The 18,713-nt window shown below is 68.3% G+C and carries 15 protein-coding genes; 5 read left to right on the forward strand and 10 right to left on the reverse strand.

Annotated features, from left to right (window positions below; genetic code table 11):
- The first annotated feature begins 10 nt into the window (after positions 1–10).
- Positions 11–1,378, forward strand: coding sequence for an aminotransferase class V-fold PLP-dependent enzyme (locus A3ES_RS0113080; RefSeq protein WP_020387270.1), 1,368 nt, complete (start codon positions 11–13; stop codon positions 1,376–1,378).
- Between the two features lie 125 nt (positions 1,379–1,503).
- Here A3ES_RS0113080 and A3ES_RS0113085 read toward each other — a convergent pair whose 3' ends face one another.
- Positions 1,504–3,564 (reverse strand): prolyl oligopeptidase family serine peptidase, encoded by a 2,061-nt coding sequence (locus tag A3ES_RS0113085; RefSeq protein ID WP_020387271.1) that lies wholly within the window; start codon positions 3,562–3,564, stop codon positions 1,504–1,506.
- 158 nt (positions 3,565–3,722) lie between these two features.
- Positions 3,723–5,249 (reverse strand): alkaline phosphatase D family protein, encoded by a 1,527-nt coding sequence (locus tag A3ES_RS0113090; RefSeq protein ID WP_020387272.1) that lies wholly within the window; start codon positions 5,247–5,249, stop codon positions 3,723–3,725.
- A 135-nt stretch (positions 5,250–5,384) separates the two neighbouring features.
- Between A3ES_RS0113090 and A3ES_RS0113095 the strand changes: the two genes are divergently transcribed.
- Together A3ES_RS0113095 and A3ES_RS0113100 are read left to right on the forward strand one after the other, a co-directional pair.
- The gene (locus A3ES_RS0113095) at positions 5,385–6,095 is read left to right on the forward strand and encodes a GAF and ANTAR domain-containing protein (protein ID WP_020387273.1); all 711 of its coding nucleotides are present in this window, start codon (positions 5,385–5,387) and stop codon (positions 6,093–6,095) included.
- Positions 6,096–6,242: 147 nt separating this feature from the next.
- Positions 6,243–7,325, forward strand: coding sequence for a fatty acid desaturase family protein (locus A3ES_RS0113100; protein ID WP_020387274.1), 1,083 nt, complete (start codon positions 6,243–6,245; stop codon positions 7,323–7,325).
- A 79-nt stretch (positions 7,326–7,404) separates the two neighbouring features.
- On the opposite strand, the gene A3ES_RS0113105 is transcribed toward A3ES_RS0113100, so the two are convergent.
- Positions 7,405–7,983 (reverse strand): TetR/AcrR family transcriptional regulator, encoded by a 579-nt coding sequence (locus A3ES_RS0113105; RefSeq protein WP_020387275.1) that lies wholly within the window; start codon positions 7,981–7,983, stop codon positions 7,405–7,407.
- Between the two features lie 80 nt (positions 7,984–8,063).
- On the opposite strand from A3ES_RS0113105, the gene A3ES_RS0113110 reads away from it, so the two are divergent.
- Positions 8,064–8,822 carry an alpha/beta hydrolase family protein gene (locus tag A3ES_RS0113110; RefSeq protein ID WP_020387276.1) on the forward strand — a complete coding sequence of 253 codons (759 nt, stop codon included), beginning with the start codon at positions 8,064–8,066 and terminating at the stop codon, positions 8,820–8,822.
- Positions 8,819–9,937 carry a YbfB/YjiJ family MFS transporter gene (locus tag A3ES_RS47095; protein ID WP_020387277.1) on the forward strand — a complete coding sequence of 373 codons (1,119 nt, stop codon included), beginning with the start codon at positions 8,819–8,821 and terminating at the stop codon, positions 9,935–9,937. Before A3ES_RS0113110 ends, A3ES_RS47095 begins: the two co-directional genes overlap by 4 nt.
- Here A3ES_RS47095 and A3ES_RS0113120 read toward each other — a convergent pair.
- From A3ES_RS0113120 to paaE, 7 genes are all read right to left on the reverse strand, one after another.
- Positions 9,891–10,922: a LacI family DNA-binding transcriptional regulator gene (locus A3ES_RS0113120; protein WP_051084707.1), complete on the reverse strand. Its 1,032-nt coding sequence runs from the start codon at positions 10,920–10,922 to the stop codon at positions 9,891–9,893. The two genes, A3ES_RS47095 and A3ES_RS0113120, sit on opposite strands and share 47 nt — an antisense overlap.
- A 20-nt stretch (positions 10,923–10,942) precedes the next feature.
- The gene (locus A3ES_RS0113125; protein WP_020387279.1) at positions 10,943–12,637 is read right to left on the reverse strand and encodes a ribonuclease J; all 1,695 of its coding nucleotides are present in this window, start codon (positions 12,635–12,637) and stop codon (positions 10,943–10,945) included.
- Positions 12,634–13,569 (reverse strand): 4-hydroxy-tetrahydrodipicolinate synthase, encoded by a 936-nt coding sequence (gene dapA, locus A3ES_RS0113130; RefSeq protein ID WP_083933408.1) that lies wholly within the window; start codon positions 13,567–13,569, stop codon positions 12,634–12,636. The genes A3ES_RS0113125 and dapA overlap by 4 nt, the downstream gene beginning before the upstream one ends.
- A gap of 323 nt (positions 13,570–13,892) precedes the next feature.
- A complete protein-coding gene (locus A3ES_RS0113140; RefSeq protein ID WP_020387282.1) occupies positions 13,893–14,981 on the reverse strand; it encodes a serine hydrolase domain-containing protein in 1,089 nt (362 codons plus the stop codon).
- A gap of 26 nt (positions 14,982–15,007) precedes the next feature.
- Positions 15,008–15,817 (reverse strand): metal-dependent hydrolase, encoded by an 810-nt coding sequence (locus tag A3ES_RS0113145; RefSeq protein ID WP_020387283.1) that lies wholly within the window; start codon positions 15,815–15,817, stop codon positions 15,008–15,010.
- 101 nt (positions 15,818–15,918) lie between these two features.
- Complete coding sequence (locus A3ES_RS0113150) at positions 15,919–17,544, reverse strand: alpha/beta hydrolase (RefSeq protein ID WP_237744942.1); 1,626 nt, start codon at positions 17,542–17,544, stop codon at positions 15,919–15,921.
- 85 nt (positions 17,545–17,629) lie between these two features.
- Positions 17,630–18,712, reverse strand: a complete 1,083-nt coding sequence (gene paaE / locus A3ES_RS0113155; RefSeq protein ID WP_026162831.1) for a 1,2-phenylacetyl-CoA epoxidase subunit PaaE — start codon at positions 18,710–18,712, stop codon at positions 17,630–17,632.
- Between the last annotated feature and the right edge of the window lies 1 nt (position 18,713).

Consider the following 18,713-nt stretch of genomic DNA (forward strand, 5'->3'; position numbering starts at 1 on the left):
GAGCAGAACCATGTCGATCCTCTCCATCCTCGAGCCTGTCAACGCCGCCGTGAGCAGCCGGCCCGTCGTCGCCCGGCTCACCACCGGCAACATCCCCGCCACCGTCGCGAGTGATCTGCTGGTGCCGCTGGCCGACGGCCGAGTGACGGACTACGCGAACTTCGACCACGGTGCGAGCGCGCCGTGTCTGGAGTCCGTGCGAGCGGCGGTCGAGGCCGCGCTCCCGTCGTACGCGTCGGTGCACCGCGGCAACGGTTACGCCTCCCGGATCACCACCCAGTGGTACGAGCGGGCCCGCCAGGAGGTGCACACCTTCGTCGGCGCCCGCGCCGACGACCAGGTGATCTTCACCCGGCAGACCACCGACGCCCTGAACCTGCTGGCCCGCGCGGTACCGGCCGACGCGACCGTGATCGTGTTCGAGTCCGAGCACCACGCGGCCCTCCTGCCCTGGCCGGCCGAGCGCACCGTGCGGCTCGCGGCGCCGACCTCCCAGACCGCGGCGGTCACCGCAGTCGCGGACGCGCTGCGCACCGCGCCTGAAGGCCCTCGCCTGGTCGTCATCACCGGCGCGTCGAACGTCACCGGCGAGATCTTCCCGATCGCTGAGATCGCCGCCGTCGCCAAGGCGCACGGCGCCCGCGTCTGCCTGGACGCAGCACAGCTCGCACCGCATCGCCAGGTCGACATCCAGGAGCTGGACGTCGACTGGGTCGCGCTGTCGGGCCACAAGCTCTACGCCCCGTACGGCGCCGGCGCACTGATCGGCCGCGCCGACTGGCTGAACGCTGCCGACCCGTACCTGTACGGCGGTGGCGCCACGGCCGCGGTGACCAGCGACGCGACAGTCTGGAACGAAGGCCCGGCCCGGCACGAGGGCGGCTCCCCCAACGTCATCGGCGCGATAGCTCTGGCTGCGGCGTGTGCCGCGATCACCAAGCACCGCGAGGCGATCGAGCAGCACGAACGCAGCCTGCTCGCCCGGCTCCGCACCGGCCTGGCCCAGATCGCAGGCGTAACGACCTACGACATCTTCGGCACCGACGCGGACCGTGTCGGCACCGTCTGCTTCACCGTCGAGGGCGTCAGCTCGCCCCTGGCCTCCGCGGCGCTCTCGGCGGAGTACGGGATCGGTGTCCGGGACGGCAAGTTCTGTGCGCACCAACTGGTCGGCCACCTGCTCGCCGGTTCGCCGGAGCACTGTACGGCCGTCCGCGCGAGCCTCGGCCTCGGTACGACGCCAGAGCACGTGGACCGTCTCGTCAACGCCGTTCGCACCCTGGCCACCAACGGCCTGGCGACGGAGTACGAGGAGTCCGGCCACGGCTGTCAGCCCGTCGGCGACCCCCGCGACCTCGAGGCTCCTCAGATCTGGTGAACAAAGCCCACTCACCAACCGCCTGAGCCCCGCACCACCGCTCGGTGCAGGGCTTCAAGCCCCAAGGCTTGGTGAGTCTCGGACCTGCACGGTGAGCGGCTGACGCCAGCAGGTCCGGCCAACAGCTACTGCGGTCGAAGGCCCGTGTGATGCGCGGCGAACGCCAGCAGATCGGCCCATTCCGAAGCGACCATGGCGGCGGGCTTCCCGAAACCGTGGCCAGTGTTGACTTCGATGCGGCTCAGAACCGGGTTCTCACCTGCTTGCACGTGCTGCAGCGTCGCCATGAACTTGTGGCTGTGCAGCGGCACCACCCGGTCGTCGTGGTCGCCAGTGACGACCAGAGTCGCCGGGTACGACGTACCGGCGTGCAGGTTGTGCAGTGGCGAGTAGGCCAGCAGATCCTCGAACTGTGCTGGGTCATCGGGCAGCCCGAAGTCCGATGCCCAGGCAGCGCCGACGGTGAAGAGATGGAAGCGCAGCATGTCCATCACGCCGACACCGGGCAGTGCTGCCGCGAACAGGTCGGGCCGCTGGGCCATCACCGCTCCAACGAGCAGGCCGCCGTTACTGCGGCCGTGGATGGCCAGTTGCTGCGGCGTGGTGACCTTGGTCTTGGCCAGGTGTTCGCCGACCGCGATGAAGTCGTCGAAGACGTTCTGCTTGTTCGCCAGGCGACCTTCGTCGTGCCAGGAGCTGCCGTACTCGCCGCCACCACGCAGGTTGGCGATCACCAGTACGCCGCCCGCCGCGAGCCAAGCCGGCCAGCCCGGCCTGTAGTCGGCCAGAACGGGGATGCGGAAGCCGCCGTACCCGTACATCAGCGTCGGCCGCGGCTGGTCGAAGGTCAGGTCGGCCCTGCTGATCAGGAAGTACGGCACCTCGCGCCCGGGTTCGACCCGGCGGCTGACGATGATCTCCGGCGAGCTGAAGCCCGTACCGGCCGGGACGAGCTCAGGCAGCGCACGGACCTCTCCTGATGCCCCTGAGACCACGTATGACACTGTCGGGTCGGTGGTCGAGGACAGGCCGATGAAGATCTCGTCGTACTTCGGTGACGCGTTCAGCCCGACGACGCCACCACCGGGCACGGGGACCACTCGGGCGTTGCCGCCGTCGAGGTCGTGCAGCGAAAGGACCGGCAGCGCATCGATCAGGGACAGCACGGCCAGACCGGCCGCCGTACCGGAGACGTCCTGCAGAGCACCTTCGCCTTCGGGGATCAGGTCGGTGAAGTTGCCAGCCAGGTCCGAGCTCACCAGTCGGCCTCGCGGGGCGGCGCGGTCGGTACGCAGTACGAGCTGGTCACCGGACATCCGGACGAAGACGGTGTTGTCGCGGAACTCGTCGATCACCTTGACCGGCTCGCCCAGCTCGCCGTCTGTGATGGGGTAAACCCACAGCTTCGTCGCCGGGTCGGTGCCTTCGCCGATCGTCACCACGAGGTAGCGATCGTCGTCGGACACCTCCGGACCGATGAAGATCCGGTCGTTGTCCGGGAAGCTCAGGATCAGCTGGTCGTCCTCCTGCGGTGTCCCGACCTTGTGCAGCTTCAGCAGGCCGCCGCCGAGCGCCTTCGTCTCGGTGCCCTCAGCGCGGCCGCTGGACGGGTAGTGCAGGTACAGGTACGCCGACAAGTCCGGCAGCCAGGTTGCCTCGCAGAACTTGGCCTCTGTCACCACGTCGTCTACGTCGGCTCCGGTAGCGATCTCCCGGAGCCGGAAGGTCGTCCAGTCGCTACCGCTCTCGTTAACGCCATAAGCGAAGTACCGGCCGTCCGGGCTGACCGTGAAGCTGCCTAGTGAGTCAGTGCCGTCGTCGGACAGCTTGTTCGGGTCGATGATGACCCGGCCGCCTTCCAGCAGCCCTTGCAACGAGTCGGCGACGTACACGACGTCCTGCGCTTGGGTGCCGTCGTTGCGGCCGACGAAGTACCAACCAGCCTTACGAGCCGGTACTCCGGCGCGCGGGCGGCGCAGGATCGCCGTCATCGTCTCCTGGAACCAAGCCCGCTCGGCATAGCCCGACAACTCGGCCTCAAACGCTTCGTTCTGGCGGCGGACCCAGTCCTTGGTCTCGGCGGAGTCGGCATCCTCCAGCCAGCGGTACGGGTCCGCGATCTGGCGTCCGTGCAGGGTCTCGACGACGCTCTCGTCGCGGCGGCTCTCGGGGTACTCGGCGCTCATGCCAGCAAACCTAGTACGCCGTACCAGTCGACGCCCCTTGCGCGTCCCACTCACCAGGCCTTCAGCGGGCGGCATCCCGCGCTAGGCATCCGGCACTGGTGAGTGGGCCGCTCCCCAGAGCCAGACCGGGGCAGTGGGGCGGGGGAAGAATGAAACAGTCAGTGGGCTGGCGGTAGGTCCTTGCGCCAGAGCACCTTGCCGTAGAGGTCGCGGAGCGAGGTGGTGAAGACTTCGGTGCGCGGGTCGATCTCGACGTGCCCGAAGAACTGGTTGCCGCCGGACGGCGGCTGGTTGGGGAAGTCGGCCGCCTTCACGAACTCCAGCCGCGGGCCGAAGGTCGAGTCGAGCGCGTTCGGCCCGAAGCTGCCAGCGTTGATCGGACCGGCGACGATCTCCCAAAACGGGTCGAAGTCGGTGAAGGCAGCACGGCTCGGGTCGTAGTGGTGCGCGGCGCAGTAGTGCACGTCCGCGGTCAGCCAGACCGTGTTGCGGACCTTGCGGCGCTTGAACTGGCTCAGCACCCAGGCGATCTCGTGCTCACGGCCGCCGGGGGCTCCGGCCAGCCCGTTGGCGACTGCCTCGATCTCAGTGCCGTCCGGTATCAGCAGGCCGATCGGCATGTCGCTGGCGATCACCTTCCAGGTCGCCTTGGAAGCGGCGACCTCGCGAACCAGCCAGGCCGCCTGCTCGGCACCCAGCATCGCGACCGGACCGGCGACACCCGGTGCCGGGTTGCCGCCGCGGTACGTGCGCATGTCCAGGCAGAAGACATCGAGCAACGGGCCATAGCTCACCTTGCGGTAGATGCGGTTGCGGCCGGCGGTATGGACCATCGGCAGATACTCCAGGAACGCCTGCCGGGCCCGGGAGGCCAGTACGTCGACCCGCTTCTCGGTGTACCGGGGGTCGGTCAGGATCTCGCCCGGGTACCAGTTGTTCACCGTCTCGTGGTCGTCCCACTGGCTCACGATCGGTACGTCGGCGTACAGGTCGCGGACGTTGTGGTCGAGCAGGTTGTACTTGTAGCGGCCCCGGTACTCCGCCAGCGTCTCCGCGACCTTGCTGACTTCCTCGGTCACGACGTTCTTCCAGGTGGTGCCGTCCGGGATCTTCACCTCGGCGGCGATCGGGCCGTCGGCGTAGATGTTGTCGCCGGAGTGCAGGAAGAAGTCCGGCCGGGTCTGGTGCATCGCCTTGTACGCGATCATGCCGCCGAAGTCGGGGTTGATGCCGTAGCCCTGCCCAGCGGTGTCACCGGTCCAGACGAAGCTCACGGGGCGGTTGCGGCCCGGCGTACTGAAGGAGCCCTCTGTGGTCTCGCCGCGGCGGCCGTAGGCGTCCTCGAAGCCGATCCGGTAGTCGTAACGCTGGCCGGGGCGCAGGCCGCGGAGCGGAAGCTGGGCGGTGTAGTCCTGCTCGGCAGAGGTGATCGGCCCGCGCAGCCGGACGGCCCGGTCGAACCGGCCGTGGCTGGTCAGGTCGACGACGAGGCGGGCGCGGCGATCGGTCCGGGACCAGACGACGGCCGAGTTCGAGGTGACGTCGCCACTGGCGATCCCCGACGGCAAGGCGGGCCGGTCGCGGCGGACGACGGAAGGGGCAGCGGCGGCGGTCACGCTGGGAACAGCGACGGTGGCGCCCGCGGCGGCAGTGGCGGCCAGCAACTGGCGGCGGCTCAAGTTCATGAAGCCGAAGGTGCTCCCTCCGGATGACGCGGGGGTGACCGCGGAGCGAACTACCTGACAACTCAGCGGCGGTGTCGTCGACCTTGCCTTGGGACCGATGATGGAGTGACTTCGGACGAAAGGGCATGCTGGGGAATGACACGGGAACACCGCCTCACGCAGGTCTTCATCAAGCTGGCTGACACGCTGGTCGCCGAGTTCGACCTGGTCGATTTCCTCGGCATGCTCGCCGAGGCGACGGTCGAGCTCATCGACGTGGACGCGGCCGGGCTGATGCTCGCCGACGATCACGGTGTGCTGCACGTGATGGCTTCCTCCGACGACCAGGCCGAACTGCTGGAGCTGTTCGAGCTGCAGCAGAACGAAGGCCCCTGCCCAGAGTGCTTCCGGACCGGCGTACCGGTGGTGAACGTCGATCTGGCCGGCTGGCCCGAGTTCGCGCAGGCTGCGGCGGCTGGTGGCTACGTCTCGGCGCACGCACTGCCGCTGCGCCTGCGTGGCCAAGTGATCGGTGCGATGAACCTGTTCCGGTCCAGTCGCAGCCCACTCACCGACGAAGATGCCGGGCTCGCCCAGGCGCTGGCAGACATGGCGACGATCGGCCTGCTGCATGAGCGGGAGCTCCGTGGCCAGCAGGAGCTCGCGGAGCAGCTTCAGCACGCGCTGGACAGCCGGATCGTGATCGAGCAGGCGAAAGGCATGCTCGCCGAGCGAGCCGGTCTGAGCCTGCCGGAAGCGTTCACGGCGATGCGCTCGTACGCCCGTGGCGGGGGCTTCGGATTGACCTCCGTCGCCCACGGTGTGCTCGAAGGCACACTCCAGACCTCCGCCTTGATGACCCGCTGAGCCTGAGCGTGCGGCGCGCGTGGTGGGCGCCGTGTTGCGTAGCGCCTTCCAGCATGGTTCCGTTGGGGGCACCAGCCACTTTCTCGTGGCGCTGCCCTGGACCCGGTAGCGCATCTCGACCGATGCACTCCGGATGGGGCGTTCTCCTTGTCGCAACTGCTCGCTGAAGACCCGCACCCCCAACGACCGCAGGAACGGCATGTAAGTCTCTACAGCGACCTGCTGCACACAGTGCGTGACCTCGGCCTGCTGCGGCGTCGCTACACCTACTACTGGACGCGCATCGGGCTGGTACTGGTCGCGCTGGGCGGTGTGATCACCGGATTCATCCTGCTCGGTGACTCCTGGTTCCAGCTGCTGATGGCCGGCGCGCTCGCCCTGATCCTCGTCCAGGTCGCGTTCCTGAGCCACGACAGCGCGCACCGGCAGATCTTCCACTCGGCCGCCTGGAACGACTGGACCGCCCGCGTCCTGGCCGGCGGCCTGGCCGGGATGAGCATCACCTGGTGGAAGAACAAGCACAGCAAGCACCACAACGCGCCGAACCAGATCGGCAAGGACCCCGACATCGCCATCGGCGTGATCGCCTTCACGCCCGAGCACGCCGCCAGCCGCAAGCGCGGCTTCAAGAAGTGGTACGGCGATCGCCAGGGCTGGCTGTTCTTCCCGCTGCTGACGCTGGAAGGCCTCAGCCTGCACGTGTCGAGCCTGCGGCACCTGTTCCGGCGCGGTGCGACCAAGGTGGAGCGGATCGAGGCCGCCGTCGTCGTCTCGCGCCTCGGCCTCTACGTGACCGCCCTGTACGTCGTACTGCCACTCGGCAAGGCCAGCGCCTTCCTCGGCCTGCAGTTGGCCGTCTTCGGCGTCTGCCTGGGCGGCTCGTTCGCGCCGAACCACAAGGGCATGCCGCTAGTCCCGGCCACGATGAAGGTCGACTTCCTCCGTCGCCAGGTGCTGATGTCGCGCAACATCCGCGGTGGCGTGATGGTCGACTTCGCGATGGGCGGCCTGAACTACCAGGTCGAGCACCACCTGTTCCCGAGCATGCCCAGGCCGACGCTGCGCCGGGTCCAGCCGATCGTCCGCGAGTACTGCGAACTGCATGGCGTGAAGTACACCGAGGTCGGCTTCTTCGAGTCGTACCGGATCGTCGTGGACTATCTCAACAACGTCGGGCTGCGGGCCCGCGATCCGTTCCAGTGCCCGCTGGTCAGCCAGTACCGGGCTTAGGGCGTGTCTCCTTGTCTCGTGCAGTAGCGAGGTGCCGTGCCGAGTGCCGCGCAGCACGCACGAGATAAGGAGACACGCCCTAGCTCGCCAGGAGGGGTAGGGCCGCGGCCAGCGCGTCATCGGCCGCGGCCCGGCCTAGCTGGTGATGGTCGGCCATCACGATCGCGCCTTCGAGCAGCATCAGCAGTTGACGCCCGGCCCGGTCGGGATCGGCGACCCTCGCCTGCGCCGCGATCTCGGTGAACAGCTCCTGGTAGCGGTCGAGATGCCGCACCGCCATGCCGTGGGCCGGCTCGAAATGCCGCTGGGTAGCAGCGTTCATCAGCGCACAACCGCGGTAGTTCGGCTCGTCGAACCACTCCCCCAGTACTGCGAACACGGCCGTCAGCCGGGCGACGGGATCATCTCCGCCCGTCTCGGCCGCCTGCCGGAGCCAGGCGTTGTTGCGATCGCTACGGGCCTGCAGGACAGCGGCGATCAGCCCGTCCTTCGAGCCGAAATGCCGGTAGAGCGTCTCCTTCGACCCTCCCACTGACGCGCACAGCTCGGCGATCCCGACGCCGTCCAGGCCGCGTTCGTAGAAAACGACGCTGGCGGCCTCGAGCATGGCTGCCCGGGTCCGCTCGGGATCGAGCGAGGTTCCTTTGGCGACGGGCATGAGACAGATGGTACCGACTGGGACGATCTCTTGCTAGCGTAGCGATGGTACCGACCGGTTCGATCAGATGAGGTGCCCCTTTGACGCACACCAGCACGCACGCCAGCACGTCCGCTTTCACCGTCGCCAGCGGCGGGCACCAGCTCCCCGGAGTGCTGCATCTGCCAGCGGGTGACGGCCCCCATCCGGCCGTCCTGCTGCTGCACGGCTTTCCGGGCTGGGAGCGCAACTTCGACCTCGCCCACGCTTTCAGCAGGGCCGGCTACGCGACGCTCGTCTTCCACTACCGCGGCTCGTGGGGCGCGGCCGGCACGTGGTCCTGGAGCAACGTCCTCGAGGACGCGGCTGCCGCCGTCCAGGTACTGCGTGCGGACCCGCGAGTCGATGCCGCAAGGCTCGCCATCGTCGGCCACAGCATGGGCGGATTCGCTGCGCTGCGTACGGTCGCCGCCGACCCGACGATCCCGCTCGTCGCCTCGATCGCCGCTTTCGACTTCGGCGCCGCGGCAACCGCGCCGAACCCGGACCAGTACGTCGAACCCTTCGACAGCGACCTGCTCCCCCTGCGAGGAACCAGCGGCCGCGCACTGGTCGACGAGATGGTTGCCCACGGCCCCGAATGGCGCCTGACCGCGCTGGCCGCGCAACTCGCGGATCGCCACGTCCTGCTGATCGGAGCGAATCGCGACGCCGCAGCACCGCACGAGGAGAACTACCTGCCACTCGTCGACGCCTATACGACGGCCGAGCACCACCTGTTCCCCACAGACCACGCCCTCGCCGACCACCGCGAGGAGCTTGCAGAGGCAGTTGTCGACTTCCTCAAGCGGAAGCTGTGAAATATCGCCTCGCCCTCGGATCCGCTGTCGCGCTCGGCTTCGCGCGGTTCGCCTACGGTCTGGTCGTACCCGCGATGCGCGACCAGCTCGGCTGGTCACAAGCCGACGCCGGGCTGCAGACCACGGCCAACGGCGTCGGCTACCTGATCGGCGCGATCCTGGTGGCCATCATCGTCCGCCGGCTCGGTACGGCGCGCTCCTTTCAGCTCGGCATGGTCATCACCACCCTCGCCCTGGCCGCGACCGCGCTCGCCCCTTCGTTCCCGGCCCAGCTGTTGCTGAGGGCAACGGCAGGGTGGTCCGGTGCTCTCGTCTTCGTGGCCGGCACAGTGGTCGCCGCGAGAATGCCGGATCGCTCGGCGATCACCGTGTACTTGGGCGGTGCCGGCCTTGGCGTCGCGCTCAGCGGTCTCGTGCTTCCACTCCTGCTCGACGGTCACCCGAGTCGCTGGCCCGTCGCGTGGCTGTTGCTCGCCGCCGCATCACTGGCCGCCACTGCGATCTCCTGGTCTGCGGTCAGCTCGGTCTCACCAGCGGCCGAGGCCAAGGCCAAGCTGGGCCGCCTCTGGCCTGTCGGTGTCGCCTATGTGCTGTTCGGCGCCGGCTACATCGTCTACCTGACCTTCCTGACCGCCTACCTGAAGTCGGAACGCAGTACTGCCCACGAGATCGCCGCCACCTGGACCCTGCTCGGAGTAGCCGCGATCGTCGCGCCCGTGATCTGGAACCGGCCGCTGGCGAGGTGGCCCGACGCTCGCCCGATGGCGGTCATGCTCGCACTGCAGGTGGTAGCCGCAACCCTCCCGCTGATCAGCCGCGCCACCGTGCTGGTCTCGGCGGCGATCATCGGGCTCACGTTCATGAACGTTCCCGCCTCGGTCGCCTCGCTGGTACGCCGTACCAGGCCGCAGCACGAATGGACCGCGACGATCGGCACGCTCACCGTGCTGTTCGCGGCCGGTCAGACCGTCGGGCCCTGGCCGGCAGGGTTCCTGGCCGACCACCTCGGCGCGGCCGCGAGCCTCGGCTGGACAGCCGCCCTCTGTGCGGCGGGGGCGGCGGTAGCTTTCAGCTGGACGGCGGAATCTCGCCGGACCCACGAATCGTCAGTTTGACCGGAACGCGCACCGTCCGGCCCGGGCGGTGTGGCTCGGGCAGACGTTCGGTCATCAGCTGGATCGCCGTACGGGCCATCACGTCGGCTGATTGTGCCACCGCGGTGAGTCCCGGGCTGAGCAGGTCACCCAGCGCCAGGTCGTCGAACGACACCAGCGCCACGCGATCACGCCGGCCGGCCATGCCCCGCAGTACCTCGGCGGTGGTCATGTTGTTTGCCGAGAGGATCGCCGTCGCGGCCTCGGGCCGGTCCAGTACTGCGGACAGCGTGATCCCGATGCCCTCGGTCGTCGGCTCGGACAGGTGCACCAGGTCCTCGTCGACGTCGATCCGGTGCCGCGCCATCGCCGCCCGGTAGGCGACCACCCGCTCGCGAGCCGTGAAGATCCGCTCGTCGTCACCGAGATAGGCGATCCGGCGATGTCCCTGCCGGACCAGGTGGTCGATCGCCTGGTCGATACCGCCGGCGTTGTCGGCCAGCACCGCGTCGGCCTCGATCCCGTGCGCCGGCCGGTCGATCGTCACGACGGCCATGCCCGCGTCCACGTGCGGAGCCAGGTAGTCCTGGGTCTCCCCGATCGGCGCCATGATCAGCGCGTCCGGGCGCCGGGCCACGAACTCCAGGCAGACGTCGCGCTCACGCTCAGGATCCTCGTCGGTCAGGCCGATCATCACGACCGAACCGCTCCCCCGCGCCCACAGTTCGACCGCCCGGCCGAGCGAGGCGAAGAACGGGTCGCCGATGTCGCGGATCACCACGGCGATCGTGCCGGTCTTGCCCCGGCGCAACATCCGGGCGCTCTCGTTCGGCGTGTAGTTCAGTTCCTTGATCGCGGCCTGGACCTTCGCGGTCAGCTCCGGGCTGACGTTCGGCTCCTCGTTGACCACCCGGGAGACGGTCTTGAGCGCCACACCCGCCCGGGCCGCGACCTCTTTCATGGTGGGCCGGCGCTGCCCGGCTCCATTGACACCAGAGATGCTCATGCCTGGCCCACCCTCTCCCTTTAACTTTCCACGACGACGGGGATGATCATCGGGCGGCGACGGTGTGTGTCGCTGACCCATTTGCCGACCACGCGGCGGATCACCTGCTGCAACTGGTACATGTCGTCCACCCCGCTCCCGATCGCCTTCTCGATCTCGGCCTCGATCTTCGGCTTCAGGTCGTCGAAGACAGTGTCGTCCTCGGCGAACCCGCGCGCGTGGATCTCCGGTCCTGCCGTCAGTTTGCCGGTGACAGAGTCCATCACGGCGATCACCGAGATGAAACCCTCGTCGCCGAGAATCCGCCGGTCCTTCAGCGAAGTCTCGGTGATGTCGCCCACGGTCGAGCCGTCCACGAACACGTACCCGCAGTCCACCTTGCCCGCCACCACGGCCTTGCGGTCGATCAGGTCGACCACCACGCCGTCCTCGACCACCACGACGTTCTCGGCCGGTACGCCGGTCTGCCGGGCGAGCTCGGCGTTCGCGTGCAGGTGCCGGATCTCGCCGTGCACCGGCATCACGTTGCGCGGCTTCACGATGTTGTAGCAGTACAGCAGCTCGCCCGCCGAAGCATGGCCCGACACGTGTACCAGGGCGTTGCCCTTGTGGATCACGTTCGCGCCGTGCCGGGTCAGCCCGTTGATCACCCGGAAGACCGAGTTCTCGTTGCCCGGGATGAGCGACGACGCCAGTACGACGGTATCGCCCGGGTGGATCTGTACTACGTGGTGGTCGTTGGCCGCGATCCGCGACAGCGCCGACATCGGTTCGCCCTGCGACCCGGTGGACACCAGCACCACCTGCTCGGGCGGGTAGTTGTCCAGCTCGCGCATATCGATCAGCGTGTCGCCGGGCACGTTCAGGAAGCCCAGGTCGCGGGCCACTCCCATGTTCCGCACCATCGAGCGGCCGACGTACGCGACCTTGCGGCGGTGCTTCACGGCGGCGTCCATCACCTGCTGGACGCGGTGCACATGGGAGGCGAAGCAGGCGACGATGATGCGCTGGTTCTTCGCCTTGCTGAAGACGCCGTCCAGGACCGGCGCGATGTCGCGCTCGTGGGTGGTGAAGCCGGGCACCTCGGAGTTCGTGGAGTCGACGCAGAACAGGTCGACGCCCTCCTCGCCCAGCCGGGCGAACGCACGCAGATCGGTGATCCGGTTGTCCAGCGGCAACTGGTCCATCTTGAAGTCGCCGGTGTGCAGCACCATGCCGGCCGGCGTCCGGATGGCCACGGCGAGCGCGTCCGGGATGGAGTGGTTGACCGCGATGAACTCGCACTCGAACGGGCCGAAGCGGACCGTCTCGCCCTCGACCACGGTCTGCTGCGGCACGTTGCGGTGCCGGTGCTCCTTCAGCTTGCCCTCGAGCAGCGCCAGGGTCAGCTGCGAGCCGACCACCGGGATGTCGCCGCGCTCGCGCAGCAGGTACGGCAGACCGCCGATGTGGTCCTCGTGTCCGTGCGTCAGCACAACTGCCACGATGTCGTCCAAACGCTCCCGGATGGGCTGGAAGTCCGGGAGGATCAGGTCGACACCGGGCTGGTTCTCGTCCGGGAAGAGCACGCCGCAGTCGACGATCAGCAGTTTGCCGTCGAACTCGAAGACGGTCATGTTCCGGCCGACCTCACCGAGCCCGCCGAGCGGGATGACACGAAGCGCGCCGGGCGCGAGTGGGCCCGGCGCATCCAGATCAGGGTGCGGGTGACTCATGCAATCAGTCCTGCCGTCTTGAGGTCGGTGGTGAGCCAGTCCACTTGTTCCGCGGTCGCCTCGACCAGCGGCGGCCGGACGGTCGCGTGCTCGATGGCGCCGGTCAGTTTCAGCGCGGCCTTCACCATGATGGCGCCCTGGGTGCGCGTCATGATCGCCTCGACGGCGGGCACCAGCTGGCGGTCGATCCTTCGCGCGGTCGCGAGGTCACCGGCCGCGACGGCGTCGATCAGCTCGCGGTACTGCGGGCTGGCGACGTGCGCGACCACGCTGACGAGTCCGACCGCACCCATGGCCAGCCAGGCCAGGTTGAGCTCGTCGGCGCCGCAGTAGTAGACGAGATCGGAGTTGGCCAGCACCTTCGTCGTACCGGCGACGTCGCCCTTGGCGTCCTTCACCGCGACGATCCGCGGGTGCTCGGCGAGCGCCAGCAGCGTCTCGGTGGCGATCGGTACGCCGGCCCGGCTGGGGATGTCGTACGCCATCACGGGCAGGCCGGTGGCGTCGGCGATGGTGGTGAAGTGCAGCTTGATCCCCTCTTGCGGGGGCTTGTTGTAGTACGGCGTGACCACGAGCAGGCCGTGCGCGCCGGCGGCCTCGGCGGCCTTCGCGCTCTCCACGCTGTGGGCGGTGTTGTTCGTACCTACGCCGGCCACGACCTTGGCCCGGTCGCCGACCGCTTCGAGGACGGCGCGGACGATGCGCACCTGCTCCTCGTCCGTCGTGGTCGGCGATTCACCGGTGGTGCCGTTGACGACGAGGGCGTCGTTCCCCTCGTCGACCAGCTTGGTGGCCACCTTCTGCGCAGCGTCGAGATCGAGCGAGCCGTCAGGCCGGAACGGGGTGATCATCGCCGTGGTCAACCGCCCGAACGGCGGCTTCGCCGCCGAGGCAGAGTTTGCGCTTGAGGCTGTGTTTGAGGCTAAGGGCATAGGGCTCAGATTACCGCTCCCAGCCCCTCAGGAAATGAGTAGGCCTGGTGGCTGTCCGCTCGGGGGTCCGGGCAGCCACCAGGCTCACTCGTCCTATCGGGCCACCCCCCGCAGTCGTTACAGGTTCTTTCAAAAAAGTCCGGAAAACTTTCTGGCAATACTCTCCGTCGCGAAACGACTACTCTTGGTCGATTCTTGCCTGAAACTCCGAGCCGATAGCCTCTGCCGGTGTCCACCCTGCCGACCGCTCCCCGCCCGCCTGCCACCCAGACGATCACCATCACGATGACCGCGCTGCTCTTCCCCGTACCGCTGATCACGTTCTAGACGGCAGCCAGCGCGCTCACGAGGTCGAGCGGGCGTTCGTCCGGCGCAGCTATCCGGACTTCACTCATCAGGTAAGAGAAGCTGATCCCGCGGCTCGGCCACGCCCCATGGCGGGAGCCGCCGGCACCGGCATGACCGAAGACGTCGGCGGGCGTCCCCAGATTGCCCGCTGGGGTCTGCAGTTCGAAGCCGGCGCCATACGCCAGCTCGCTCCCCCAGAACGGCTCGATCCCGCGGCGGAGTTCCCGCCGCCCGAGCTGGACCGTCTCCGGCTTCAGCACCCGAACGCCGTCGACCTCGCCGAGCAGCGCCGCGTAGAACCGGGCCATCCCCCGCGCTGTCGCAAACCCACCGACCGCCGCGAGCCCCGCGCTCCGGTACTCCGCGCTGTTCCAGATCCGATCAGCACCCGGCACCAGCAACGGATTGCGAATCAACTGCCGCAACGGGTCAGTCTCCTCAGGGTCGCCCAGCACCCCGTCCGCCGCGACCATCGCGGAAGCCCTCGAATGCAACGCCGACGGCAAACCGACCCAGACCTCCAGGCCCAACGGAGCCGCGAACTCCTCGGCGAAGAACTCTCCCAGCGGCCGGCCGTCAGTACGCCGTACTAGCTCGTCGACCAGCCAGCCCCAAGTCGTCGCGTGATACATGAACGCCGCGCGCGGGTCATCCGACGGAGCCTGCGCGGCGAGCTGGGCGGCCACCGCGTCATGGTCGAGCAGATCGACCTTGCTGAAGTCCGTGCCCGGCAGGCGGGCTTGATGGGAGAGCACCTCGGCGACCGTGATGGCGTCCTTCCCAGCGGCACCGAAGGCCGGCCAGTACTTGCTGAGCGGCGCGTCCAGGGCGACCAGCCCGCGCTCGACCAGCAGCAGGACACAGGCCGACGCGAGCCCCTTGGTCCCGGAGAAGATCAGCTGGATCGTGTCCTCCCGCCAGTCCCGCCCACCCCACAGGTCCACCACGGGCCGTCCGTCGCGGTAGGCCGCGAACCCGGCGCCCAGCTCCTGCCGTTCGGTGAAGTTCCGCTCGAACGCCGCCGCGACGTGTTCGAACCCGGTAGCCGTCCATCCAGAGATCATGGTGAGATAGTACCGACCGGTTCGATCTATTGGCTACCGGCGATCCAGACCGAAGTGGTGGAAACTATCGCCGTGTAGACGTCGCGGAGGATCGGCATCGCGCCGGGCAGCAGGAGCACGCCGGCGATGATCAGGGCGGGAGCGATCAGCAGGTTCTCGACCCAGCCGCCGGTGCGGAAGCGCAGGTGCCGGGGCAGGCGGATCTCGTACCAGGTCTCGCCGCGGATCGGGAGCGGCCAGAGCCATGGGCAGCCGGAGCGGGTCAGGCTGTCGCCCAGACAGTGCACGAACATGCCGACGGCGACAGCCACACCAATCCAGCCGCCGATCTCCCCCAGGCCGTTGTGCAGCGCCTCGACCGCCGACGTGCCCGGTAACCACGTCCCGGCGATCGTCCACGTGCCCGCGCCGAGTACCACCAGCAGAACCCAGTCGCCCAGCGCACCAGCGGCAAGGATCAGCCCAAGCAGAGCAACAGCCAGTACTGCGCGCCAGCCACCCGCCGCGCCCGCACTCGAGGTCGCGAAGCCGAGCAGGACGGCAGCCACCAAGGTGTGACTCGCGTGCCGATGCTGGCCGGTGCTGTCCTCGTCGCGCGGCCCTTTGGTGAGTGAGTACAGCAGGCTCGAGAAGGCCCGCACCACACTGGAGACGAACCCGGTGATCGGCCCGAGCAACCGCGACGCTCCGGCTCCCGGATGGTCGAGGTCAGGCAGCAACGCGTACCCCGCTGTCGCGGCGGCGAACGGCACCACCTCGGCGACCGACGTCAGCCCCACCATCGGCGCGACCGCGAGCCCCGCACACCAACCGGACAACGCATGCGAACGCCCCATCACGGCGCCCCACCCCCATCAGTCGTACTGTGTCGACTTCATTGAGGGCCAATCCTTCCAGCGTCGACCGACAGTTCCGGGGAGGCGCACAGGGGTTTCGGTCACCGTGTCATCGGAGGCCATTGGTAGGTCGGCTTCTTCTTAAGAGCGGCGCTGCCGGTGAAGGGGATGGCCTCAACCTCGCAGACTGTTCCGGCTTTTGGCACGGCCCCGGTGAGGAGGTAGCCGCTGGCGTAGGCGTCGGCGCAACTGGAGGTGAAGAGAGAAGTGTGGCCCCAGCCGTTGACGGTCAGCAGGCGGGCGTTGCCGAGGATCTTCGAGGTGCTGACGGCGTCCTCGTAGCGGGTGGCGGGATCCCAGCGTTGGCCGATGACCAGGACCGGGTTGGCGGTGCGCTTGTTGAACGGGCCCAGGTAGCGGTCGCTGTCATGGCCCGGCCAGCTGGCGCAGGCGCTCGCCGACCAGTTCCACGGGCGGCCGAAGTACGGCCACTTGCGATCGGCGGCATGGGCCGCGTTGGCCCAGGCGGAGACATGGAAGGGCTTCAGCGAGTCCGTGCACCACACACCGTAGAAGCCTTCAGCGCCCTGGGCGTACGGCGTCTCGGCGCGTGCGGCCCGGGCTTTGCTGACCTTCGCGAAGGATGCGGTGTCGAGACCCTGGAGGTAATCGGCCAGTACTGGGTAGGTACCCCCCGAGTACAGATCGCCGAGCGACTCCCCCACCATGTCGGCGTAGGTGACCACCGTGGTCCCGCCCTGTCCGTCCGGGAGCTTGATCGGATTCTTGAGCAGCCGGGCCGCGAGGGCGTCGTACCGGGCCTTCGGATCGCCGGCGCTGAAGGCGCACCTCGGTCCGGCGGCCTTGCACAGCTTGAAGAACTGCAGCAGTGACTGGTACGCGCCCTGCTCACTTTCCAGGCGCGCGTCGGGTGACTTGGTGAGCCACTCGAGACCGCGGCCGGTGGCGTCCGAGATCGGGTCGATCACGCCGTCGATGATGACCGCACGCACCTTGCCCGGGAACAGGTTCGCGTAGACCGAGCCGATGTAGGAGCCGTAGGAGAAGCCGCCGTACGTCAGCTTCTTGTCACCGACCGCGGCGCGCAGCAGGTCCAGGTCGCGGGCGACATTGGCTGTCGACATGTGGTCGATGATCGGGCCGGCGTACTTGCGGCACGACTTCACGTAGGCACGGTCGAAGCCGACCCACGCGCGCTCCTCGGCCCGGGTGACCGGGAAGACGAAGGGTGCCGTCGCCGCGTCGGCCTGCTCCTGGGTCTTGAAGCACGTCAGCGGAGTACTGCGCGCAACCCCTCGCGGGTCGAAACCGATCAGGTCGAAGCGCGCCCGCACCGCGTCGGAGTACAGGTAGGGGCCGAGGCCCTGGACGAACTCGACGCCCGAGCCGCCAGGGCCGCCGGGGTTCAGGAACAGTGAGCCGATCCGGTGCTCCTGGTCGGTGGCGCGCAGCCTGGTCAGCGCGAGTGAGATCTTCGCGCCACCTGGGTTGTCGTAGTCCAGCGGCACCTGGACCGTGGCGCAGTCGTACTCCGGAAACTGCTCACTGCAGAGCTTCCAGTCGATCTTCGGCACCTGCGGACCGGTGCCGGCCGAAGCAGAAACCGAAGCCGGCTCTCGGGTGAGCGCGGCCGAAGCCGGCACCGTAGTCAGCAGACCGGCGGCAAGCGCGCCGATCGTGGCGAACGTCATCCAGCGTCGTGACATCGAGACCCCCAGGGCGGATGGACCGGAGTGTCGGATTCTGCCTCATCAACCCGGTCACCGGCACTGCACGACAGCTTCCTGTCACTCAGGCGTCGAAGTCGAGCGTGACCTTCTCGCTGGTCGGGTGCGACTGGCAGGTGAGCACGTAGCCCGCCCGGATCTCGTCCGGTTCGAGCGCCCAGTTCGTGTCCATCCGCACCGAGCCCTCGACCACCTTGGCCCGGCAGGTCCCGCAGACTCCGCCCTTGCACGCAAAGGGAGCATCCGTCCGTACTGCGAGCGTCGCGTCGAGGACTGCCTTCGCGTGCTCGCCCAGCTGGAACGTCGAGCGGCGGCCGTCGAGGATGACGGTCACCTCGGCCGCCTCCCCGTCGATCACGTTCTCCTCGACGCGTGCCACCGGCGCTTCGTCGCCGACATGGAACAGTTCGGCGTGAACGCTCTCGCGCGGAACCTCTTGATCGAGCAGCAGTTCCTGCGCGCCGACGACCATCGCGTACGGCCCGCAGAGGAACCACTCGTCGACGGACTTCACCGGCAGGATCGTGTCGATCATCCGGCGCAGCCGATCGCTGTCGATCCGGCCGCTGAACAGCTCGACATCCGTCGACTCGCGCGACAGCACGTGCACCAGGTGCAGCCGTTCGGCGTACCGGTCCTTCAAGTCGGCGAGGTCGTCCGCGAACATGACCGAACCAGCCGTGCGATTCCCGTACAGCAAGGTGACCCGGCTCTGCGGCTCGACCTGGAGGATGGTCGCGATCAGCGAGAGCACCGGCGTGATCCCGCTGCCCGCCGCGACGAAGGCGTAGTGCTTCGCGTGAGCGGGGTCGAGCGGCGTCCCGAACCGGCCGAGTGGCGTCATCACGTCGATCGTGTCGCCGGGCTTCAGGCCGGACGCGGCGTACGACGAGAAGTCGCCGCCCGGGATCCGCTTGACCGCGATCCGCAGTACACCGGAACCGGCCGGCGAGCAGATCGAGTAGCTGCGCCGGATCTCGTCGCCCGGCCGCCGGACGGTCAGGTGCTGGCCCGCGGCGAACTCATACTCCGCCGCGAGTTCCGCCGGTACGTCGAAGGTGATCGCGACCGAGTCCTCGGTGATCAGATCGATCGCCTTCACCGTCAAAGGATGGAAGGTCGCCCTGCGGCGCGTAATCGTCGTCATC

This window comes from Kribbella catacumbae DSM 19601, assembly GCF_000372465.1.
Taxonomy (GTDB): domain Bacteria; phylum Actinomycetota; class Actinomycetes; order Propionibacteriales; family Kribbellaceae; genus Kribbella; species Kribbella catacumbae.